Annotated in this window: 21 protein-coding genes; 6 read left to right on the top strand and 15 right to left on the bottom strand. The window is 53.7% G+C overall.

The genetic code is table 11. From position 1 onward, the window contains the following. Positions 1–65 precede the first annotated feature (65 nt). Together mtr and eagI are read left to right on the top strand one after the other, a co-directional pair. Complete coding sequence (mtr, locus tag J9880_RS21775) at positions 66–1,310, top strand: tryptophan permease (RefSeq protein WP_232770747.1); 1,245 nt, start codon at positions 66–68, stop codon at positions 1,308–1,310. Positions 1,311–1,482: 172 nt separating this feature from the next. Beyond that, positions 1,483–2,133 carry an acyl-homoserine-lactone synthase EagI gene (gene eagI / locus J9880_RS21770; protein WP_095925691.1) on the top strand — a complete coding sequence of 217 codons (651 nt, stop codon included), beginning with the start codon at positions 1,483–1,485 and terminating at the stop codon, positions 2,131–2,133. Here eagI and J9880_RS21765 read toward each other — a convergent pair. The 6 genes from J9880_RS21765 to J9880_RS21740 all read right to left on the bottom strand — a co-directional run bounded on the left by J9880_RS21765 (position 2,099) and on the right by J9880_RS21740 (position 7,260). After that, entirely contained in the window at positions 2,099–2,854 is a 756-nt protein-coding gene (locus J9880_RS21765; RefSeq protein WP_232770746.1) for a helix-turn-helix transcriptional regulator, read from the bottom strand. The two genes, eagI and J9880_RS21765, sit on opposite strands and share 35 nt — an antisense overlap. Before the next feature lie 341 nt (positions 2,855–3,195). Then, a complete protein-coding gene (locus J9880_RS21760) occupies positions 3,196–3,783 on the bottom strand; it encodes a flavin reductase family protein (RefSeq protein ID WP_232770744.1) in 588 nt (195 codons plus the stop codon). A 57-nt stretch (positions 3,784–3,840) separates the two neighbouring features. Further along, complete coding sequence (locus tag J9880_RS21755) at positions 3,841–4,695, bottom strand: metal ABC transporter permease (RefSeq protein ID WP_232770743.1); 855 nt, start codon at positions 4,693–4,695, stop codon at positions 3,841–3,843. Then, positions 4,692–5,546: a metal ABC transporter permease gene (locus J9880_RS21750; RefSeq protein ID WP_133822266.1), complete on the bottom strand. Its 855-nt coding sequence runs from the start codon at positions 5,544–5,546 to the stop codon at positions 4,692–4,694. Before J9880_RS21750 ends, J9880_RS21755 begins: the two co-directional genes overlap by 4 nt. Then, entirely contained in the window at positions 5,543–6,322 is a 780-nt protein-coding gene (locus J9880_RS21745; RefSeq protein WP_232770742.1) for an ATP-binding cassette domain-containing protein, read from the bottom strand. The genes J9880_RS21750 and J9880_RS21745 overlap by 4 nt, the downstream gene beginning before the upstream one ends. Next, positions 6,319–7,260 carry a metal ABC transporter substrate-binding protein gene (locus tag J9880_RS21740; RefSeq protein ID WP_095925685.1) on the bottom strand — a complete coding sequence of 314 codons (942 nt, stop codon included), beginning with the start codon at positions 7,258–7,260 and terminating at the stop codon, positions 6,319–6,321. Before J9880_RS21740 ends, J9880_RS21745 begins: the two co-directional genes overlap by 4 nt. Positions 7,261–7,446: 186 nt before the next feature. Here J9880_RS21740 and mntR point away from each other — a divergent pair, with 186 nt between their 5' ends. Together mntR and J9880_RS21730 are read left to right on the top strand one after the other, a co-directional pair. Continuing rightward, a complete protein-coding gene (gene mntR, locus J9880_RS21735; RefSeq protein ID WP_095925684.1) occupies positions 7,447–7,896 on the top strand; it encodes a manganese-binding transcriptional regulator MntR in 450 nt (149 codons plus the stop codon). Between the two features lie 441 nt (positions 7,897–8,337). Continuing rightward, a complete protein-coding gene (locus J9880_RS21730) occupies positions 8,338–8,922 on the top strand; it encodes a helix-turn-helix transcriptional regulator (RefSeq protein ID WP_232770741.1) in 585 nt (194 codons plus the stop codon). A gap of 27 nt (positions 8,923–8,949) precedes the next feature. Here the strand turns inward: J9880_RS21730 and J9880_RS21725 are convergent, their stop codons facing one another. The 8 genes from J9880_RS21725 to J9880_RS21690 all read right to left on the bottom strand — a co-directional run bounded on the left by J9880_RS21725 (position 8,950) and on the right by J9880_RS21690 (position 16,591). Further along, positions 8,950–9,564, bottom strand: a complete 615-nt coding sequence (locus J9880_RS21725) for a helix-turn-helix transcriptional regulator (RefSeq protein WP_095925682.1) — start codon at positions 9,562–9,564, stop codon at positions 8,950–8,952. Positions 9,565–10,074: 510 nt separating this feature from the next. After that, positions 10,075–10,896 carry a Cof-type HAD-IIB family hydrolase gene (locus tag J9880_RS21720; protein ID WP_095925681.1) on the bottom strand — a complete coding sequence of 274 codons (822 nt, stop codon included), beginning with the start codon at positions 10,894–10,896 and terminating at the stop codon, positions 10,075–10,077. A gap of 125 nt (positions 10,897–11,021) precedes the next feature. Then, on the bottom strand, positions 11,022–12,194 hold the full coding sequence (locus J9880_RS21715; protein ID WP_095925680.1) for an MFS transporter: 1,173 nt from the start codon (positions 12,192–12,194) through the stop codon (positions 11,022–11,024). Positions 12,195–12,282: 88 nt separating this feature from the next. Continuing rightward, the gene (locus J9880_RS21710; protein WP_131693055.1) at positions 12,283–13,281 is read right to left on the bottom strand and encodes an ROK family protein; all 999 of its coding nucleotides are present in this window, start codon (positions 13,279–13,281) and stop codon (positions 12,283–12,285) included. Between the two features lie 71 nt (positions 13,282–13,352). Continuing rightward, positions 13,353–14,234 carry a serine hydrolase domain-containing protein gene (locus J9880_RS21705; RefSeq protein WP_232770740.1) on the bottom strand — a complete coding sequence of 294 codons (882 nt, stop codon included), beginning with the start codon at positions 14,232–14,234 and terminating at the stop codon, positions 13,353–13,355. Between the two features lie 54 nt (positions 14,235–14,288). Next, positions 14,289–15,011, bottom strand: coding sequence for an amino acid ABC transporter ATP-binding protein (locus J9880_RS21700; protein ID WP_232770904.1), 723 nt, complete (start codon positions 15,009–15,011; stop codon positions 14,289–14,291). Next, positions 14,998–15,762, bottom strand: a complete 765-nt coding sequence (locus J9880_RS21695) for an amino acid ABC transporter permease (protein ID WP_095925677.1) — start codon at positions 15,760–15,762, stop codon at positions 14,998–15,000. Before J9880_RS21695 ends, J9880_RS21700 begins: the two co-directional genes overlap by 14 nt. A gap of 61 nt (positions 15,763–15,823) precedes the next feature. Continuing rightward, entirely contained in the window at positions 15,824–16,591 is a 768-nt protein-coding gene (locus tag J9880_RS21690; RefSeq protein ID WP_095925676.1) for a basic amino acid ABC transporter substrate-binding protein, read from the bottom strand. 217 nt (positions 16,592–16,808) lie between these two features. Here J9880_RS21690 and J9880_RS21685 point away from each other — a divergent pair, with 217 nt between their 5' ends. Together J9880_RS21685 and J9880_RS21680 are read left to right on the top strand one after the other, a co-directional pair. After that, a complete protein-coding gene (locus J9880_RS21685; protein ID WP_232770739.1) occupies positions 16,809–17,516 on the top strand; it encodes a hypothetical protein in 708 nt (235 codons plus the stop codon). Between the two features lie 139 nt (positions 17,517–17,655). Next, positions 17,656–20,553, top strand: a complete 2,898-nt coding sequence (locus J9880_RS21680; RefSeq protein ID WP_232770738.1) for an HD domain-containing phosphohydrolase — start codon at positions 17,656–17,658, stop codon at positions 20,551–20,553. A gap of 9 nt (positions 20,554–20,562) precedes the next feature. On the opposite strand, the gene kup is transcribed toward J9880_RS21680, so the two are convergent. After that, positions 20,563–22,437, bottom strand: coding sequence for a low affinity potassium transporter Kup (kup, locus tag J9880_RS21675; RefSeq protein ID WP_232770737.1), 1,875 nt, complete (start codon positions 22,435–22,437; stop codon positions 20,563–20,565). Between the last annotated feature and the right edge of the window lie 75 nt (positions 22,438–22,512).

Raw genomic sequence — 22,512 nt, 5'->3', positions numbered from 1 at the left:
CTGTCACTTCTTTTACAGCAATTCATTTACCGAATCGTGATAAAAGCCACGCGAGGATACGCATTATGGCGACGCTTTCCGTGACCGCCCCGCAACGTTCTGTTTTGGGCGGCGCAATGATTATCGGAGGCACCATTATCGGCGCCGGGATGTTCTCTTTGCCGGTGGTCATGTCGGGTGCCTGGTTCTGCTGGTCAGTCGCCGCACTGATTTTTACCTGGTTCTGCATGCTGCATTCCGGTCTGATGATCCTGGAAGCCAACCTTAACTACCCGGTCGGCTCCAGTTTCAATACGGTGACCGGCGATTTGCTGGGCAAAAACTGGAACCGGCTGAACGGCATCACCATCGCCTTCGTGCTGTATATCCTGACGTATGCCTATATTTCGGCCAGCGGTTCGGTGATCCAGCATACGTTGCGCGAAATGTCGGTGAGTTTCTCCCCGCGCCTCGGCGGCCTGCTGACCGCGCTGGCCGTGGCGTTTATCGTCTGGCTGAGTACCCGCGCCGTGAGCCGCATGACCGCTATCGTGCTGGGTGCCAAAATCATCGCGTTCTTCCTGACTTTCGGCAGTCTGTTGTGGCATATCAAACCGGTGAATCTGCTCAACAGCGTGGAGCTGAACCCGAGTTACGCGCCTTATATGCTGGCGACGCTGCCGTTTTGTCTGGCGTCGTTTGGCTATCACGGCAACGTGCCGAGCCTGATGAAGTACTATGGCAAGAACCCGCAGATCATTAAAAAATGTCTCCTGACCGGCACGCTGATGGCGCTGGGGCTGTATATCATCTGGATGCTGGGGACGATGGGCAACATTCCGCGCCCGGAATTTATCGGTATCGCCGAACGGGGTGGCAATATTGACGTGCTGGTGCAGTCGCTGAGTCAGATCCTCAACAGCGCCGGGCTGGATTTGCTGCTGACGATTTTCTCCAACTTCGCCGTCGCCTGCTCGTTCCTCGGTGTGACACTGGGATTATTCGACTATCTTGCCGATCTGTTTAAGTTCGATGACAGCCGCACCGGTCGTTTTAAAACGGCGCTGATAACCTTTGTGCCGCCGGTGATTGGCGGTGTGATTTATCCGGATGGTTTTATTTACGCGATTGGTTTTGCCGGTCTCGCCGCCACGGTCTGGGCAGTGATTGTGCCTGCGCTGATGGCCCGTGCCTCCCGCCAGCGTTTCGGCAGCCCGCAGTATCGCGTGTGGGGCGGCAATAAGATGATCGTGCTGGTGTTGCTGTTCGGCATTCTGAATGCGGTGGTGCATATCCTGTCGGCTTTCAGTTTACTGCCGGTTTACCGCTAAACCGCCCTGCTTGCCCCTGATCAGGCCATGCGCCAGCGCATGGCTTTTGTTTTTCTTCCTGCTAATCACAATTCCCCTACAGTCTGTGATTTATTTGCCGATTATTTATTGCAATAATCAGAGCAGATGCAAATAACCTCCTCTTCGACCGTATTCAATATCAGGAAAAAAAATGTTAGAAATTTTTGATGTCAGCTACAACGACCTGACAGAAAGACGTTCGCAAGACCTGTATAAACTGAGGAAGAAAACCTTTAAGGACCGTCTGGATTGGGCCGTTAATTGCAGCAATGGCATGGAGTTCGATGAATACGATAATTCGGATACGCGCTACATGCTGGGAATTTACGACAACCAGCTGGTGTGCAGCGTCCGTTTTATTGATTTGCGCCTGCCTAATATGATCACCCACACGTTCCACGCATTATTTGGCGACGTGACATTACCTGAGGGTGATTATATCGAATCGAGCCGTTTTTTTGTCGATAAGAACCGGGCGAAAGACCTGCTGGGCAGCCGTTATCCCATCAGTTATGTGCTGTTTTTGTCGATGATCAACTATGCGCGTCATCACGGCCATACGGGGATTTACACCATCGTCAGCCGGGCGATGCTGACGATTGCCAAACGCTCAGGCTGGGAAGTCGAGGTGGTGAAAGAAGGCTTTGTCGCTGAAAATGAACCGATTTATCTTCTGCGTCTGCCGATTGACCGCCACAACCAGCATCTGCTGGCGAAGCGGATCAGTGAGCAGTCTGAGTCAGATATCGCCGCCCTGTGCGAGTGGCCTATGTCTTTGCAGGTGACACCAGTACAGGCTTAATCAGCTCAAGTTCAACGCCAAGCCGGATGGCCTGCTTGGCGTTAATCACGCCCAGTTTCCTGACGACATTCCCCATGTGATATTTCACTGTGCGGGTGGTGATATTGGCAATCTGCGCAATTTCGTCATAGGTTTTGCCCATACTTGCCCAATGCAATACTTCATTTTCCCGCGCGGAGAAAATGGGTTTGCTGGTATTCATCGTGGTATTTGCCGAGGCCGTCGCCGCGCTCTGGTTAAGCATCAGCATTTTTTCATGGGTTTTAATCAGCAGACACTGCAATTTATCCATGTCCTGAGCCACTTTACTTTCCGGACCTTTTTCCTGACCGGATTCCATAATCAGCGACAACATGCCGAGGTTATTCATATGGTCATGAAGCACGAACGTGTAGCCATTGGCGATGCTGAACTTCTTCGACAATGAAAAAATCTTCGACGATTTGAGGTCAGAAAGTACTGTCAGGTTTTCATCCCAGGCGAAAGGGGAAACACGCTTGAAGGCAGTGAGAACCACAGGATCAATATGGTGATAGTTATGCGTGGTATAAATAGTGACCCATTCATCCGGATAGCTGGTCACCACAAAAATATTAGTAGGATTTTTTTTATTGATGACCATATAGGTGTATTTTAAAGGCCCGTACGAAACTAATTTCCGCTCGATATAGTCGCGCAACGTTTCTATTATTTTCTGATCATTTCTTACACGAGAATGCATAACTGTCTCCCCCCTGGCTAAAGCCCGTTCCCTTTTGATTTTCGTGGAGTTTCTGTCATAAAGTACAGTATCCCATTACACCTTAGTACAACTATCCGGATGCGCCTCCACCCGTATAATCACCGCATAACAATTAATTAGCAAAAAAAAACCTGACCAGCAGAGTCAGGCGGCAACATTAGCCAACACCAGGGAAATTTAAACGTGTGTAGTACCTAAAATGCTACAGAATTGCATTTGTTTCAACAAATGAGAGTTCTGTAGCATTTATTATTTCGGGCGGATGTTGGCCTCGCCGCCCTGTTATTTCCCCATATGACCTTTCTTTAATGCCCTGCCCGTCAGCTCAATTCCGTATTCGCATTCAGAGGTTCACCGGTGGCGTAAAACTGGCCGCCCGCGATGTAATGCAGACTGCGCAGCGCAGGATCCGCCTCTTCGAAATGCCAGTGGCCGTCGCGGAACACGCGGGTATCCGCCCATGCTCCGACAATTTCCCCGATAAATAAGTCATGCGCCTGCTGGTTATGCGGTTCCGGGATCAGCCTGCACGCCAGCCATGCAGTACAGCCCGCCACAAACGGCAGATCACCGTGCCCTTGCATGCGGAACAGTTCCGCGCCACAGTGTTGCAGTTTTTCCGGATCGTTTCTCAGCGTGCGGTTACCGAGGTCATAGGTCATTTGCAACTGCGCCACCGTGGGCACCTGAATCACAAAAAATCCGCTTTCTTCGATAAGCTCGCGCGTGCGGGCGATTTTATCCAGTACCACGGTGAGTTTGGCCGGTCTGAAATCCAGACCACACACCCAGGAAGCGGACATCACATTGTCCACGCCCGCATGGTGCGCGGAGACCAGCGCGGTCGTGCCGTGGTTGATCAGACGGTAAGCTTTTTCCAGTTCGACAGGCGCAAATTGTTGAGTCATCAGAATCTCTCAGGAAAGGAACACGGCGTGCAGCATGGCAAACCTGCCGTGCCGGTACTACGCATTCGGTGCGGCATGGCGGGGTTTGACGGATTTACGCAATAAATGCAGGGCAAGCGCCAGCAGAAAGAGTGCCGCCTGCACCAGCACAATCGTCGGGCCGGTCGCCGCATCGATATAAAAACTGATAAAGGTGCCGCTGATGGCGGCCAGCATTGACGCGGTCACTGCGACCAGCAGCATCTTCGGTAAAGTTTTACACAGCAGAAACGCCGTGATGCCCGGCGTGATCAGCATTGCCACTACCAGCACCACGCCGACCGCCTGTAGTGCGGCCACGATGGTCAGCGCCAGCATGCATAACAACGCATAATGATAGAAACGTACCGGCAGCCCGATAACTTTAGCCTGTACCGGATCAAAACAAAACAGCATCAGATCTTTGAATTTAAAGATGATTGCCAGCGTCACCACCGTGGCGATGATCAGCGTTTGCAGCATTTCGCTGTCGGTCACGCCCAGCACGTTGCCAAACAGGATATGACTGAGATGCTGTTCGGTGTTGACCCGCGAGAACAGCACCAGTCCGGCGGCAAACATACCGGAGAAGACGATGCCCATCACCGAATCTTCTTTTACCCGGCAATGCTCTTTGATAAAACCGGTCGCGACGGCGCAGAACAGGCCGGAGCCGAAAGCGCCAATCACCAGCGGGATCCCCGCCAGATACGCCAGTACCACGCCGGGCAGCACCGCATGCGAAATGGCATCGCCCATCAGCGACCAGCCTTTCAGCACCAGAAAGCAGGAAAATATCGCGCAGACAATGCTGGTCGCCACGGCGGTCAGCAACGCACGTTGCATAAAATCAAAGCTCAGTGGCTCCGTCAGCACTTCAAACCAGGACATCATGCGCGGCTCCGTTTTTTAATACGGAAATGGTTCACCAGCCAGCCGTGTTTCGGCGCGAACAGAAACGCCAGCAGGAAAACGGTGGTTTGCAGGCAAACAATCACCCCGCCGGTGGCACCATCAAGGTAATAGCTCAGCCATGCCCCTGCCGCACTGGTGACAGCACCGATCGCCACCGAAATTATCAGCAGATGGGAGAAGCGGTCGGAGAGAAGATAGGCCGTCGCGCCGGGGGTGATCACCATGGCGATCACCAGAATCGCGCCGACGGTTTGCAATGCAGCCACGCTGCAGGCGCTGAAAATGGTGAAGAAGATGACTTTCAGCCACAGCGGGGAAAGCCCGACCGAAACGGCATGCGCCTCATCGAAAAAGACCGCCAGCAGATCCCGCCAGATCACACATAACACCAGCAGCGACACCCCGACAATAATCTGCACCTGCAAGATATCGGCATCATCAATGCCTAAAATGTTGCCAAACAGGATCGACTGCACGTTAACCGAGGTCGGATTGAGCGACACCAGTAACAGGCCAAGGGCAAAAAAGGTGGAGAAGACGAAACCGATAATCGCGTCTTCCCGCAGTTTGGTGAAATGGCGTAACAGCGTCATGGAAAGCGCGGCCAGAATACCGGTACCGAACGCGCCAATGGCGTACGGAAAACCCAGCGCATACGCCCCCGCCACGCCCGGCACCACGGAATGCGACAGCGCATCGCCCATCAGCGACCAGCCTTTAAGCATCAGGTACGCCGATAAAAAAGCGCATACCGCGCCCACGCCGGCACTGACCCAAATCGCTTTCACCATATAGTTGTACTGAAACGGCTCAAGCAGAAATCCGATCATATCACCCGCCTCACCGGTTCCTGCGGGACCAGATAACCAATATTGCGCAACGCGCCGCCGAAGGTATTTTCAAGATTCTGATGGGTAAAGGTGCTTTCCAGCGGACCGGCGGCCATTACCGTGCGGTTAATCAGCACCACGCGGTCGCAGAAATCCGGCACGCTGGCGATGTTATGAGTAGACACCAGGATCAGATGCCCTTCATCGCGCAACTGGCGCAGGAGGTCAATAATCGCATTTTCCGTTTTGATATCGACGCCGGTGAACGGCTCATCGAGCAGCATAACCCGCCCCTGCTGAGCCAGCGCCCGCGCCAGAAAGACCCTTTTTTTCTGGCCGCCGGACAGTTCGCCAATCTGGCGGTGCGCCAGCTCGGTCAGGCCGACCCGCACCAGCGCCGACGCCACCTGTTTTTTGTCCTCCGCTGACGGGATGCGCAGAAACGACATTTTTCCGTAACGCCCCATCATCACCACATCACGCACCAGCACCGGGAAATTCCAGTCCACTTCTTCCGACTGCGGCACATAAGCAATCAGGTTTTGTTTCAGCGCCTTCGCCACGTTCAGGCCATCGAGCGTTACCCGTCCGTGGGTCGGACGGATAATCCCCATGATGGTTTTAAACAGGGTAGATTTACCGCTGCCATTGACGCCGAGCAGCGCGCAAACCGAGCCGCCGCGCAGCGTAAACGAGGCATTTTCAATCGCCGTATGACCGTTGTTGTAGGTCACCGAGATATCGTCAACGTCGAGTTGCAGCGCAGCATCTTTCATTGGCCGAATCCTTCTGCAATGGTGCCCACCGTGACTTTCAGCAGGTCAATATATGTCGGTACAGGTCCGTCTGCGGCGGAAAGTGAATCGACATACAACACGCCGCCGTACTTCGCCCCCGTCTCTTTACTGACCTGTTTCGCCGGTTTGTCTGAGATGGTGCTCTCACTGAACACCACCGGGATCTGCTGCTGACGCACCAGATCGATGATTTTTTTCACCTGCTGCGGCGTACCCTGTTCTTCGGCGTTGATCGGCCACAGATAAGCTTCCTTTAAGCCGTAATCTTTCGCCAGATAACTGAACGCGCCTTCACTGGTCACCAGCCAGCGCTGACCTTCAGGAATTTTTGCCAGACGTTCACGCAGCGGTGCATCAAGCAGGCTGATTTTTTCGGCGTAACTTTTCGCGTTACGGTCATAGACAGCGGCATTTTCCGGATCATATTTCACCAGCGCCGCACGAATATTCTCGACATACACCAGTGCGTTTTTGGCCGACATCCAGGCATGCGGGTTCGGATTGCCGACATACGGCCCTTCCTGAATAGGCAATGGCGCGATGCCGTCTGTCACGGTGGCGGAAGGCACATTTTTAATGTTGGCGAAGAAGCGGCCGAACCAGCGTTCGAGGTTAAAACCGTTCCACAAAATCAGATCAGCAGACTGCGTTTTTACGATGTCACGCGGTGTCGGCTGGTAATCATGGATTTCCGCGCCGGGTTTGGTGATCGACTCCACCGTCGCTGCATCACCGGCGACGTTTTGCGCGATATCCTGGATCACCGTAAAGGTGGTGACGACCTTAAACTTTTTTTTGTCTTTTTCCGCCGCCTGCGCGTGGCCGGTGATCAGCGCCACGATCATGCCAACCAGCATCAGCCGTAAACGGAACGGCGACTGACTGAATAATTTTACGATGTTCTGTCCATTTCCCATGAAAGTTCTCCTGTCACACTGCACATCAACCGGCGGTTTATTACTCAGGTATAGCACAGGCTATACTCCATAGCCAAGGCAAAGTTTTCAGAAATTGGTAGATGTGTGCACTTGGTTTACAATGCGTGAGTTGCCGTGATGTACGCGGGGGCGGAAAAACCATTGAGTTAGCAAGAGGCAGGCGTAGTGAAAGAGAAAAAAATAAATCCATTACTGGATGTGGAAGAACACGCTCAGGGTTTTTTACAGGTGCGCGAGGCGCATCGCCGGGAATTAATGGACGATTACGTTGAGCTGATTTCAGACTTAATCCATGAATTTGGCGAAGCCCGTCAGGTTGATTTGGCGGCGCGTCTCGGGGTTTCCCAGCCTACCGTAGCAAAAACATTGAAACGTCTGGCCAACGCCGGATTGGTGCATCAGTTGCCTTATCGCGGTACGTTCCTGACACCGGAAGGTGAAAGACTGGCCGCCGAAAACCGCGAACGCCATAACGTGGTGGAAGCGTTTTTCATCGCACTGGGTATCAGCGCGGAAACCGCGCGTCTCGATGCGGAAGGTGTTGAACATCATGTCAGTGACGAAACCCTTGATGCGTTCCGTCGTTTTACCGAAAGCCGCAAAGCCACCCTCTGAACAAAATCTGTTCTCATCCGCCGGGTTCCCGGCGGTTTTATTAATGACAAAACTTTCGTTTTAAAATACAAATGAAAGTATTAAGCGTCTTGTACACTTCATCATCATTTGCTTATATTGTTTATTGTATAATCATGTCAACTTTATGGAGTAGTCTAGGATTATTTAAGTATTAGATATAGAAATGAAAAAATAATCCTAAACGGGTAATACCAATCATTACAAAAATTCCTATTTGATTCTAATTATCAAAGAGTTATGCCTGCAAAGCCGGAATATTTAATTACATAAAGCTTAATCAATAAATTTCGGTTACGTTGACGACGAGAACCAGACTATATATTATGATTACAGGCATATTTGATGATAATAACGGAGGGATATCATTGAATATATGCAATGTCTTTTACGGAGAATAAGTTCATTTAAAGGAATGAATTAATGATGCGCATTGCACTTATTGACTCATGCACATTGACGTATATCGGATTAAAGCATTTATTTTCTTTAGCCCATACACCAAAGAGCATCACTTTCAATCAAATCAGTGCGGAAGATGCGCTTGATACAAAGAAGGGAACGTACGACATTTACATTATTGAACCCGGAGAAGTGAAATCCGAGTTTAATATTGATAAGTTTATCTACAATTTAAAGTCGTTACTTCAGGGAGAGGCGAAATTTGTCATCCTGAGCGACAATGTGATCGTCAACAGCCGGCTGGCAGACTTTCATTTATGCAAAGAGCATTCGTTTTCAAAGATTTTCTTCTTCTTTGATAGCTTACTGAAAGCCCGTTATGACGCGGTGCGCCCCTTCGTTGAGGACTATGTTTTGACGAAAAACGAAGCGATTTTGCTCCGTTGTTTATCTCAAGATCCGACAATGAGAAATATCGAAAAAGCCACCTCGATCCCCTTGTCGAATCTTTATTATTATAAATACAGCGCCATGCGAAAACTTAAATTAAAGAATACCAAAGAACTGTTCAATTATCTTAACCGGGTACTGAATCACTCACTCTGAACCTCAACCTGGCTGATCGTAGCCAGGTTATTGCATCAGGTATTTGTACAATTCAATCGAATTTTTCAACCCCAGTTTCTTCATCGCATTTCGCTTGTGAGTACTGATCGTCTTACTGCTCCTTCCCATTTTCTCCGCCACACTGGCATTGGTTTTCATGGTTTTTATTTCGTTTAATACTTCCCATTCCGTTGCCGTCAGGCACTGTTGTGCCGACTGTACCGAAGCCATTTGCTTTTGCTGTAAATAAGGGCTGATCGCCATCTGATAATTCAGATCAGCGGCACCGGTAATGAGCATTTTCCTGAGCACAGGCAACGCTTCCTGTTCGGAGATCAGCATATCAATCCCCTCTTCCGTGAGCAGGGCCAGCTTATCAGTTTGTTCAATTTTGGTGACGACGATAAGCCGCGGGGGAGTGTATAAAAAATCCATTCTGCGGATAAATTTCATCACCGCATTGAAATTTTCGGGCGAGTCTTTCACCTCGAGAATAATACTATCAACGCCCATCCCTACCCCTGAATTGTAAAATTCATTGAGCGACATAAAAGGGTGCGTTTGTAAGTCAAGATGATTAAGTACTGACGAAATAGTCAGCCTCTCATAATAACCAGAGTGGATAATCACTGTATGTTTCATTAATCATTCCGTTGGTATCACTTTCCGTTTTGCCCTTTTCAGAAGAAAAATCCTAAAACTCCCGAATGCCCGGCAATCTTAATTCGGGATATTTCCTATGTCGATATTTTGGGATAACAATACAAACAGTTAGGAATTTTAGAGTTCTGTCATAAAAAACCATAAAAACATAAAAATGCCTGTTTAAATGATGGCAGTTATCATTCCATGCGGGATAAAATTCCGAAACGTTCGTCGAGCATAGCGGTATATCCTTTATTATTTTTCCATGCCTTATTTACACCGTCTGATTGACTTTATTGACATCAATTTTCCGGCCGCGCATTCAGGGTGTTTTTTGCAAAAAAAATCATCACAAGGCAGCTTGCGTCAACGTTTGGGTTAATGGCAGTAAGAATTTTAGAGGCTGTTCATCGATATTTCTGAATTGTGGCGCAGCGAGGGTTTTCAGCACAAAATGTTTGAAGCATGCCACCCGGAACCGCTGTCCGGCGGGTGGCATGGGAGGGATCAGGCGCTTTCGGTGAAAGGTGACCGGTTGTTCAATACGTCATCAATAATCTTCAGCACGCCTTCTTCACGGTGTGAGGGTGCGGTGTATTTTGCCGCGGCTTTCGCCGGTTCAGAGGCATTTTCCATGGCAAAACCAAAACCGGCGTAACTGAGCATTTCCAGATCGTTGCCGCTGTCACCGAATGCCAGCACTTCGTCGTCGCGGATCCCGTAGATTTGCTGAATTTTCCGCAGGCCACTGGCTTTATGATTGCCGGTAATGATCAGATCCACTGAACCATGTCCGCTGGTCACCGGCGACACGATGCCGCCCAGGCGGGCATTGATTTCACTCATCAGCGGATACACGTCATCTTCCACATAGCTGAGGGCAAATTTAAAAATCGTGTCATCGATATCGGCGTAATCAGAAACGGGGCTCAGGCGATGATAATAGCGGCGCATGCGGCTGATATAAGCGTCGTCGGTACCGTTAAGGACATACGCGCCCTTTCGCCCGCAGACGATAGTGTTGATGCCAGGGGTGCGGCTGATCCAGTCCAGCACGTCGGCGACCTGCGCCGGTTCCAGTTTACCGCAGTAAATTTCCTGTTTTTTATCGACCACATAGCCACCGCCTTCGGCCACATAAGCGATCTGTTCATCGATATCATCAAAGAAGGATTTCAGCTGGTAATACTGGTTACCGCTGGCCACCACGAACTTGATGTCACGCGCCAGCAGTTGCTGATATTGCTCGCGGAAGCGGGCTTTATTATATTCGCCATGCTGATTAAGGAATGTACCATCCATGTCGACGGCAATAAGTTTTACAGCCATTACAACTCCTTACAGGGTCGGGTATCGGATTAAAAATACAAAGTTAAGAATAAAAAAAGGCTGACGGGGTTCAGGCGTCAGCTGGCAAGGTTGCCACTCAGTTTTAAATCGTTTTTCACGCACCTTCAGTACTTCAGTTTATAAGCCCCAAACGTAATGACAAGAAATGCCGCCGCCACCGCCGAAAACGCCACATACAGGCTGGAAAGATGGGCAATAAACCCGATCAGCGCCGGACCGCCCAGCACACCGAGATAGCCCAGCGTCGCGACCATTGCCACGGACATGTTCACCGGCATCACTTTTTCCTGACCGGCGAGGGTGATCAGCACCGGCACGATATTCGCCGCGCCGATCCCCACCAGGGCAAATCCGCACAGTGGCAGGATCCAGCCCGGCAACAACACCACCATCAGATAACCTGCAATACCGAGCACGCCGCCGACTATCAGAATACGTTTACGTCCGAGCGCACTGACAATCGCATCACCGGTCAGACGCATCAGCGACATCGCCACGGCAAACACGGCAAATCCCCAGCCCGCATGTTCCAGCGCCAGACCGCGTTCGCGGGTCAGAAATACGCCGCCCCAGTCAAGCACCGCGCCTTCTGCCATAAAACAGATCATCGCCATAACAGCCATCAGCATCAGCCTGAAATTGGGTCTGGCTTTCGGTTTCCCTTCGCCCGCGTCTTCTTCATGCGCGCCAAAAGGCAGCATGCCGCGAAAGGAATACGCCGTGACCACAGCGACCAGCGCCACCGCGCAAAACGTGCTGCCAAGGGGCGACACCCCGGCACTGAGCAACAGCGCCCCGCCACCGGCTCCGGCGATGCCTCCGACGCTCCACAGGCAATGAAAACCGGACATCAGCGGTTTATCCGCCGCCTGTTCCACCAGCGTGCCCTGCACATTCACCGCCACATCGGCCAGCCCGATACCCATGCCGAAAATAAACAGGCTGAGCGCCAGCAGCCAGATGTCGCTGAAAAACGCCAGTAATGGCAGCATCAGGCAGTACAACACCACAGCGGCGATGATCACGGCGCGGCAACCGAACCGGCCAATGATCCGTCCCGATCCGAGCATTGACAGCAGCGACCCGGCTCCCAGACACAGCAGCAGCAAGCCGAGATCACCGGCCTCCGAGTGCGTACGCATTTGCGCATAAGGCACCAGCGCCGCCCATAGCCCCATCGCCATGCCGGTGACAAAAAATATCGCCCGTGTGGCGACCCGTCTGGCCGGACTTCCGGCGTGCGCGTTCAGACTTTCCATCTCAGAGGACAATGACATCGGCTTCTCCCGGCAGGTAAATTACTTATTAAAAGACTTTTAATAAGTGGCGAGTATAAAGGCGCGCTCAAAACAAAGTCAATGCGGATCACTCGCCGAAAGCGACGTGCAGGTTGTAATTTCTCAGGGTCAGTTCCGTAATGCCTTGCAGATAATCCTGACGCATCGACGGACGGTAAATCAGTGCGGGCATATGTTGCGCCGGGATATGTTGCAGGCAGAGAGCGGTCAGTTCAGGGATCAGCGCCTCGCTGATTTTAGGGCCGGAGAGCGCGATGGTCGCCGGGTTGATGATTGCCGCCAGGGAGATCACCACTTTCGCCATCTCTTCGGCCACCGGCAGTTTATCCATATCCTGATAAGGCAGATTGGAGACTTCACCGGCAAACTGGCTGGCACCGTGCAAAACCTGACCGTTGACCACCATGCCGCAGCCCAGACACGGCACCGCCGGTTTGAACAGATAGGCCACCGGCGCGGTCACACCGGCGCAACTGCTGCGGTAAAATCCCCAGGCGGTGTAGTTCATGTCATTGTCGGCCTGCACGTAAATCCCCAGCCGCTCGCGCAACTGCTGCTCCACAGGCACACCGGCGAAGGCACTGATGTCACAGGTCGCGACGGTGCCTTTTACCACCACCCCCGGCAACCCGATACCGAGGGCTTTGATGTTGGGATACTCCGCCAGCAGACGCTCAATTTGCTGATAAAACCGGGTCAGGGTCAGTGGCAGAAAACGCACCTCGCCCTGCGCCAGACTTTCGCCCGTGGCGGTATTCACCGACCAGATAATCTGCGCGCCCGCATCACTGCCCTGCGCATACAGACTCAGCACGGAGAAGAAATCCGGGTTATAGGCATAACGCTGTGCCGGACGGCCGCCGCGTGACACTTCCCGTTCCAGCGCCAGCACTTCGCGGCTCAGGCTCAGATCGTTGAGCACCGCGCCGCAGGTGGCAATACTCAGCCCGGTCACCCCCGCCAGATCTGCTTTGGTCGCCGACCCCAGCGATTTCAACGCACTGGTGACCAGCACCACATTGTTGATCTTCATTTCACGGGTGGTACGGTTGAGCGGAGTGATCATGTTGCCTCGGGAATGCCGGTAAGAATGTCGGCTAATTTAGCACAAAGTGGCTTCAAAAAGAGGCCATTACCTTACGCCCTTGCCAGCCTGCCCGCTTCCGACTCCACACTTCCCTCATGATCGCCTTCGGCAAAACAGGCAACGGTCATGGCATCGGGCAGATCCGGAAAATGGTACACCGCGTTGACACAGGAAGGGCCGCCGCCGGTATGGCCGGCAACGCGACCGCTCCCGCCCATCGCACCGCGCATCAGCCCCAGCGCATAGCCGCATTCGGTCCACGGACGCCCGGCAATCGCGCCGCCGAGCGGATACGTCACCTGCATTTCCGCCAGCGACGACGCGCTGAGTAATTGGCCGGAAAATAACCCATGCAGCAGTTTTGCCGCGTCCGGTGCGTTACCCGCCAGACAGCCGTGATACACCCAACCCGGATGATAATGTCCGGCCGCCGGGCAATGAAGTTCTGCGAACTGTTCGCGGGTGGTGGCGTGAAAAACACTGGTCAGCCCGAGCGGCTGGCTGATGATGTCATTCACCAGTTGAGCAAAGCTTTTGCCTGACACCGCCTCGATAAGTTCACGTACGAACATGTAACCGATATTGGAATACGACCAGCCTTCACCGGGCGCAAACAACCTGCCTTTGGCGAATGCGGCGGCGAGTAATGTCTCACGCGGCCACGGCTCTTCTCCGGCGGCAACCGCGTCATGATAACGGCCCAGTGCGCCATAATCAGGCAAACCGGCGGTATGACTGAGCAGTTGGCGCAGCGTAAAGTTTTCCCCCTCCACAGGGCGATCCAAATGCAGAACACCCTGCTCAGCCAGTTTCAGCGCGCAGATCGCGAGGGCGGTTTTGGTAAAACTCCAGTAAGGGAAACGCGCGTTGAGATCGCCGCTTCCCGTTTCTTCGCCGGTGGAGGAAATGCAGTAAGAATGGAATTGCGGCACGGACAGCCCTCGTCAGGGTGAGAAAACGGGCGCAACACAGTGCGCCCGGGAGGATTACAACACTTTACTCAAAAATGCCTTCGTACGGGGATTTTCAGGGGCGCTGAACAGTTGCTCTGGCGACCCCTGTTCCTGGATCACACCCTGATCGATAAACACCACGCGGTCGGCCACTTCACGGGCGAAGCCCATTTCGTGGGTGACGATCACCATCGTCATGCCTTCCAGCGCCAGTTGTTTCATCACCGCCAGCACTTCGCCGACCAGTTCAGGATCGAGCGCCGATGTCGGTTCATCGAACAAAATCACTGACGGTTCCATCGCCAGCGCACGGGCAATCGCCACGCGCTGTTGCTGCCCGCCGGACAAACTGGCAGGCCAGGCATCGATTTTGTCGATCAGCCCGACTTTTTGCAGCAGCTTTTCCGCCCGTGATACGGCTTGCGCTTTGCTCAGCCCTTTCAGTGACATCGGCGCCATGATCAGGTTTTCCAGCACGGTCATATGCGGGAACAGATTAAAGCGCTGAAACACCATGCCGACGCCGGAACGCAGCGTGTTCAGATTGGTTTTCGGGTCATGCACGGCGAAACCGTTGACCACCACTTCACCGCCGTTCGGCTTTTCCAGCGCATTCAGGCAGCGCAGAAAGGTACTTTTGCCTGAGCCGGACGGCCCGATGATGCACACCACTTCCTGCTCTGCGATATCGCACGAGATGCCGCGCAAAACATGGGTTTCGCCAAACTGCTTCTGTAAATCCTTAACGTGAATCACTTTTGCCAAACCTCTTTTCCATGTGTTGAACCAGCAGCGAGAGCAGGAAAGTCAGCACCCAGTAAACCAGTGAAATGGTCAGGTAGGGTTCCCAGTAGGTCGCGTAAGCGCCGGACACCGTGCGTGCGGCATACGCCAGATCGGCAAGGCCGATCGCCGAGGCCAGCGAGGAATCTTTCACGATCGCAATGGCGTTATTGCCCAGCGGCGGCAGAATACGGCGGAACGCCTGCGGCAATATCACTTTGCGCATGGTTTTGCCCCAGCCCATGCCTAACGCGCGCGAGGCTTCCATCTGACCGTTATCGATCGACTGAATACCCGCACGGAAGATTTCCGAGACGTAAGCCCCCGCATTGAGGGTAATCGCCACCACGCAGGATAAGAATGCGCCGTAATCGGAACGCAATGCGCGGGCGAAATCCGAAGACATCAGGCCGTTGGCGACTAAAATCCCGTCGCGCGGATTGATAAACAGCGGCACCAGGGCAAAGTGAACCACCATGATCTGCACAAACAGCGGCGTGCCACGAAAGGCACTGACGTAAATGCGCACCGGCCATTGCACGGCGAAGCGCAGGATGTGTTTCCACGGGCCGTCATCGGCGCGGGCCATCCTGCCGAGGCCGAGCAGCAGCCCCCAGGTGGTGCCTAAAATGACGCAAATAATGGTGCATTTGATGGTCATCAGCGCGCCCTGTACAAACAGCGGCGCATATTCTGAGATTATCTCCCAGCGAAATCCGGTCATACCTGTCCTTGTTCAGGGGCGTTTTGCCGCCCCTGATTAACGTTGTGTTTTATTGAAATATTCAGTTGGCAGGAAGAGTGGGAACGTTCTTGTCGAACCAGGTTTGGTAGATTTTCGCGTAGGTGCCGTCGGCCACGATTTTCTTCAGACCGGCGTTGATTTTACCCAGCAACTCGGTGTTGTCTTTGGCGACCGCAATGCCGAAATACTGGCGTTCAAATTTCGCATCCGGCACCAGTTTCAGCGCTTTTTCAGGATGAGATTTGATGTAGTACTTCACCACGCCCACGTCACCTACCGCCGCGCCGATGCCGTCTTCCGCCAGTTCCTGCAACATCAGCGGCGTGTTATCGAAGCGTTTGATGTCGGTGCTGTTTTTACCCAGCTCATTCGACACCACGATGTCGCCGGTGCTGGAGTTCACCACGCCGACTTTCTGTCCTTTCAGCGCGGCAACGGAATCCACTTTGGAATCTTCAGGCACCACAATGGACTGCTCTGCCGGGAAGTACGGCGCGGAGAAATCCACCATCGCTTTGCGTTTATCGGTGATGGTGATACCGGAAATGATGATGTCACGGTCGCCGGAATTCAGGGTGGCAAAGATGCCTTCCCACGGCGTATTGACCAGTTTGATATCAAAGTTTTCCGCTTTCGCGATGGCCTTGATGATGTCGATATCAAAGCCTTCCAGCTGTTTCTGGCTGTTTTCATATTCGAACGGACGGTAAGTTCCGCCGGAACCGACCACATAAGTCGTCTGTGCGGCATAGGCAGATGTGATTAAGGAAGAAAGCAGACACCCGGTGAAAATTAAGGACTTAAGCATGGTCACTCCTGTGTGATTGTTATTTTATGCAATTAATTTGCATAAAAATACACAAATTGACCAAACGGTTCAACCGAAAGTTGCAGGTTATGCGACGAAGGAAACATCCGTTCCGGCAGACTGTTCCGAGTTCCCCGTTTGCGCATTCATCTCTCCTCCCGGATCGGGTATATTGGTACGCAGATCACAAAAATCCCTTAAAGGAAGACGCCGTACTATGAGTTATCGCTTCACTCTGGCCGCTGTTGCGGCCATTTTCGTCCTGACAGGATGCGCAAAATCGAAAACCGCCGAACAGGCACCGGCTTTCGATTTCGGTTCGACGCGGGTGACCGTGACCCACATCCCGACAAAAACGGACGATGGCACCAAACTGTATGTGACCGTCGACGGTAAAGATGCCGGTGCGTTAGGACTGGGCGAAAGTCTGGAAGTTAAGCTGCCGGAAGGCAAACACAAGGTCGGCGGCTATGCCCGTTCGCTGATTGGCCGCGTGACAATTTCACCGGTCGACGTGGCCACCTCGCCGGATATGATCAGCCATGTGACCTATTCTGTTGCGGATCTCAAACCGACATTCTTAGTTCGCGCGTCAACGCCGGTGCCAAAACCTAAGTCAGAATCGATCCCGGCAGAACCGGTGCCGAGCATGCCGAAGCAAATTGAAGATGTCGCCCCGGCGACGGACGCACAGGCGCAGACGACAACCCCTGCCGCCCCGGTCACCGCACCGCAGGTGACCCCTGAAACGCCAGCGGCACCGGTCACCACACAGACCGCAACGCCAGCGGCACCGGTGACAACTCAGCAGACGGCCACACCGGCGGTGACCGAACTGACACCCACCCCGTCGTCACAGACCACTCAATCTGCGTCACCGCAGGACGTTAACGTCACCAATCTGACGGAAACCCCGCAGGCATAACCCCTTCCCGTACGTCGTCTTTCTCATGCCCGGTTTATCGCGCCGGGCATGGCAAACCATGGCACTCTTCTGATATTTTCTTTATCCGCCGGTAAGTTAGCTACGATCAGATAAGTTGACACTTATTCCGGGACTTCGTATGTCAGGCTACCTTTCGGGGCTGACCCGCCGCTATCCGTTGCATCTTCAGATCGCCACGCTGTTCACGTTACTGATTGTGGTCATCGGCAGCGTGATCGCCCTTTTCAGCCACAGCCATCTCACCCGCTTAACTCAGATCAGCGCCGCGCGGCAATATCAGCAAACCGGGGATGCGGTGGCGGCGGAACTGCATAATGTGACGCGCACCATGATGATGTCGGTGAATATTCTGACCGGTATGCCGGTCACCGGCGCGGAAAATCTCAGTCAGAGAATGGCGCAGGTCGGCAAATTTATCGAAATCCTGCGGCAAAATGATTACGCCAGTTCAGTGTATATCGGCTATTCCGGCGGTGATTTTTTTATGCTGCGCCGGATCACTGCCGCCAGCCGCGCCTTTTTCCAGATCCCCGCCAACGCGAAATGGCTGGTTCAGAGCAATCAGTGGCTGGCGGGTAAACCTGAAAAACGCTTTATCTATCTGGATGATAATCAGCACATTATCGGTGAGCGCGTTGTCGACAACGAGCTGTTTGATCCGCGCAGCCGCGACTGGTTTATTCAGGCATCACACGCTCACGGGCTGGTGACTTCCCCTAATTACCTGTTTAAAGGCACCGGCGAGACCGGCTTCACTTACAGCCGTCTGGCGGATAATCAGCAGGCGGTGATCGGGCTGGATGTCTCGCTGGCCCTGCTTTCTCAGTTTCTGAAACAACAGGATTTACCGGCGGGCAGTCAGGCAGAAATCGTCAATTTTGCCAATGAGAGTGTCGCCAGCCAGCCGTTGCGAAAAGGTGACCGGTCGCCGGAATTACAGGCGCTGCTGGCGTCCCGCGCCACGCCAGGCCACGGCGACAGCCGGATGTTCAGGGCACACGATGAGGACTGGTTCGGCTCAGTGATCAGCCTCAGCAACAACGGCAACCGCTACCAGTTGCTGATCGCCACGCCTTCCGCCACGCTGACCGCCGGTGCCAATGCGGTCAGAAACAGGGCCACGCTGGTGGCCTTTGTGCTGCTGCTCCTCAGCCTGCCCTTGGTCTGGTATTTCTCCCTGCGCATTTCCCGCCCGTTACTGCATTTGCAGCGGGATGCCGAATCCATCAGCAGCCTGATTTTTGATGAGGGAGAAAGCCGCCCCTCCGCCATTGCTGAAGTGGATGATCTGCGCCTCGCGATGGCAAAAATGCGGCGCAGGCTGAAACAGTTTATTTCGATGGGCAGCATTCTTTCGGCCAAAGACAATTTCCCCCGCCAGATGCAGGGATTGCTGGATGAAACCACCGACATTGCCGACATGGACGGCGGCATTATTTTTCTGGCAGATAAGCACGGTGAAACCTTCACGCCGGTGGCGGTTAACCGGGGCAACGCACCGCCGGAGATCGCCGACGTGGCGTCGGTGCGGTTTGATCACCATGATTTACCGGCGTTCTGGAAGGTTCGCGAGGGCACGCCGGTGGCCGGTGTTTTCCGGCATACCGGGGAGATCCCCGCGCCGCTGCGCGACCTGCTTTCCCCTTATCTTCCGCTGCATTATTTCGCGGTGCCGATGCAAACCCACGATAATCACCTGCTCGGGTTCCTGTTGGTATTCAGCGTGAAATCGCTGAGCGAACCGCGCCAGAAGGCCAGGATCCAGCTGGTCGATGCACTGGTCGGCAGCCTGTCAGTTGCCATCGAAACCCAGTATTTACTCCAGGAACAAAAGAACCTGCTGAACGCCTTTATTGAGCTGATCGCCGGCGCGATCGATGCCAAAAGCCCTTACACCGGCGGCCACTGTCAGCGGGTGCCGGAAATCACCAAAATGCTGGCGCAGGCGGCGGTCGATTCTCAGGAAGGGCCTTTTTCCGCGTTCACGCTGACGGATCACGAATGGGAGGAACTGCATACCGCCTGCTGGTTACATGACTGCGGCAAAATCACCACGCCGGAATTTGTCGTCGATAAAGCCACCAAGCTGGAACTGATCTACGACCGTATTCATGAAATCCGCATGCGGTTTGAAGTGCTGAAACGGGAAAAAGAGATCGACTGGTTACGTTGTCACGCAGCCGTGACGCCGACGGACACCGACAAACAGTCACTTGCCGCCGCACTGGCGCAACTGGATGACGATTTCGCGTTCATCGCCCGCTGTAATATCGGCACGGAGTTTCTTTCCGACGCTGCCCTGCTGCGTATTCAGCATATCGCCGGTTATCAGTGGACCCGCACGCTTGACGACACGGCGGGCGTCTCGGCGGGTGAACTGGCGCGTAAAGGCCGCCGTCCGGCGCAATCACTGCCGGTACAGGAACCGCTGCTGGCCGATAAAGAAGAACATATCATTTACCGCGACAGCAAAAATCATCTGCCGGAAAGCTATCAGTTCAGGCTCCGTGAACCGGTGTATCTCTACAACTACGGCGAGATTTACAACCTGTCGATCCGTCGTGGCACGCTCAATGATGAGGAACGCTATAAAATTAACGAACACATTATGCAGACCATTATCATGCTGAAAAAACTGCCGTTCCCGCGCACCATGGCCAATGTGCCGGTGATTGCAGGAGGTCACCACGAGCGGATGGACGGCAAAGGCTATCCTTATCAGCTCAGCGATCAGCAAATGAGTATCCCGGTGAAAATGATGGCCGTGGCGGATGTGTTTGAAGCCCTGACGGCGGCCGACCGCCCTTATAAACCGGGCAAGCGGCTGTCAGACGCCCTGAATATCATGACCTCGATGGTGAATGAACAGCATCTGAACCGCGATGTGTTTGTGCTTTTTCTGCAATCGGGGATCTGGCGCGACTACGCCAGCCGTTATCTGCTGGCGGAAAACGTCGATGAGGTGGATGTGGCCGCTCTGCTGCAAAAACTCGTCCCGCAGCAGATGGCCTCGTAACGCGGGCAGTCAGAACCTGACCACCGCGCCCAGCTCAATGACCCGGTTGGGCGGGATATGATAATGCTCCGGCGCACGCAGGGAATTACGCTGCAACACCTGGAACAGTTTTGCGCGCGCCTTCAGGTACCACGGGCGCGGTTCGCCGAGGATAAAGGTGTCACGGGATAAGAAGAATGATGTCTCGTTCATGCTGCTTTTCAGCCCTTCCAGCCCGCAACGGTAAAGGATATCCGTGACATTCGGTTTCTCGCGCCAGCCGTAACTGGCGACCACCCGCCAGAATGCCGGTGAAAGCTGTTCAATAGTGACCCGCCGGACGTTATGCACATAAGGCACATCCTCAGTGACGATAGTCAGTAACACCACGCGTTCATGCAGAATTTTGTTGTGCTTGAGGTTGTGCAACAGCACCAGCGGCACTTCGTATTGCCCGCGGGACATCACCACGGCCGTGCCCGGCACCCGCTGCGGCGGGGCTTTTTCCAGCGACGAAATCAGCGATTCCAGGGCTTCAGGATCCTGACGCAGGCGGCGCAGCAGGCGCGACCGCTCGGTTTTCCACGTCAGCATGATCACCAGAATACTCAGGCCGATCGCCACCGGCAGCCAGCCGCCGGAAAACAGTTTGATCAGGTTGGCGGCAAACAGCGGGATGTCTATCAGCAGCATCACCGCCATCGCCAGTCCGCCTGCCCAGGATTTCCAGCCCCAGTTTTTCACCATCACAATGCCGAGCAGCACGGAAGTGATCACCATGGTGCCGGTCACCACGATACCGTACGCCGACGCCAGATTACCCGAGTGTTTGAAGCTGACGATGGCAATCAGTACCGCGAAATACAGCAGCCAGTTCACCACCGGAATGTATATCTGACCGGACTCAACATCCGAGGTATAGATAATGCGCATAGGCGGCAGATAGCCCATGCGCACCGCCTGCCGGGTCAGTGAGAACACGCCGGAAATCACCGCCTGCGAGGCAATCACGGTGGCCAGCGTCGCCAGCACCAGCAGCGGAATCAGCGCCCAGTCAGGCGCCAGCAGGAAAAACGGGTTCTTAATGGCGGCGGGCTGACTGAGTAATAATGCGCCCTGACCGAAATAGTTCATGACCAGCGAAGGCCCGACCAGCGCAAACCAGGCGATGCGGATGGGCTTCTTGCCAAAATGTCCCATATCGGCATACAGCGCCTCGCCGCCGGTGACCGAAAGCACCACCATGCCAAGGGCGAAAAACGACACGATTTTGTATTCCACAAAGAAATGCAGCGCCCAGTAGGGATTCATCGCCTGCAACACCTCAGGGTTACGCACGATGCCACCAATACCGAGCGCGCCAATGGTCACGAACCACAACACCATCACCGGCGCGAAAATATTGCCCACCATCCCGGTGCCCTTTTTCTGAATGAAAAACAGCAATGTCAGGACGGCAATCGCAAACGGAATGATGAAACGGTCGAGTGAAGGCTCGATAATTTCCAGCCCTTCAATGGCCGAAAGCACCGAGATGGCGGGCGTGATCACGCCGTCGCCGTAGAAAAAACTGCCCCCTACCAGCCCGATAAACATGATAAACGGGATCCAGCGCGGATTCAGATTACGGATCGCCAGCGCCATCAGGGTGAGAATGCCGCCTTCGCCGTCATTGTCAGCCCGCATCACGAAGCTGATGTATTTCACGGAAATAACCAGCATCAGCAGCCAGAAAATCAGCGACAGAAAGCCGAACAGCGCACTTTGTGTCACGGCAATGCCTGCCTGTCCGGTCAGGCATTCACGCAGGGTATATAACGGGCTGGTACCGATGTCGCCATAGACGACGCCGATACACGCCACCGTCACGGTCAGCAGCGATGATTTATTTTTAGTTTGCGTCATGAGTGGCTTCACAATTTCCGGGGCGACAGTGATCGCCCCACAGAAAGAGTATAGTTGCACTCACATGCCATCAGT

The sequence above is a fragment of the Rahnella victoriana genome, from assembly GCF_021276285.1.
Classification (GTDB): Bacteria; Pseudomonadota; Gammaproteobacteria; order Enterobacterales; family Enterobacteriaceae; genus Rahnella; species Rahnella victoriana.
Note: the sequence above shows the minus strand (reverse complement) of the source record. Positions and strands in the feature narration are given on the sequence as shown.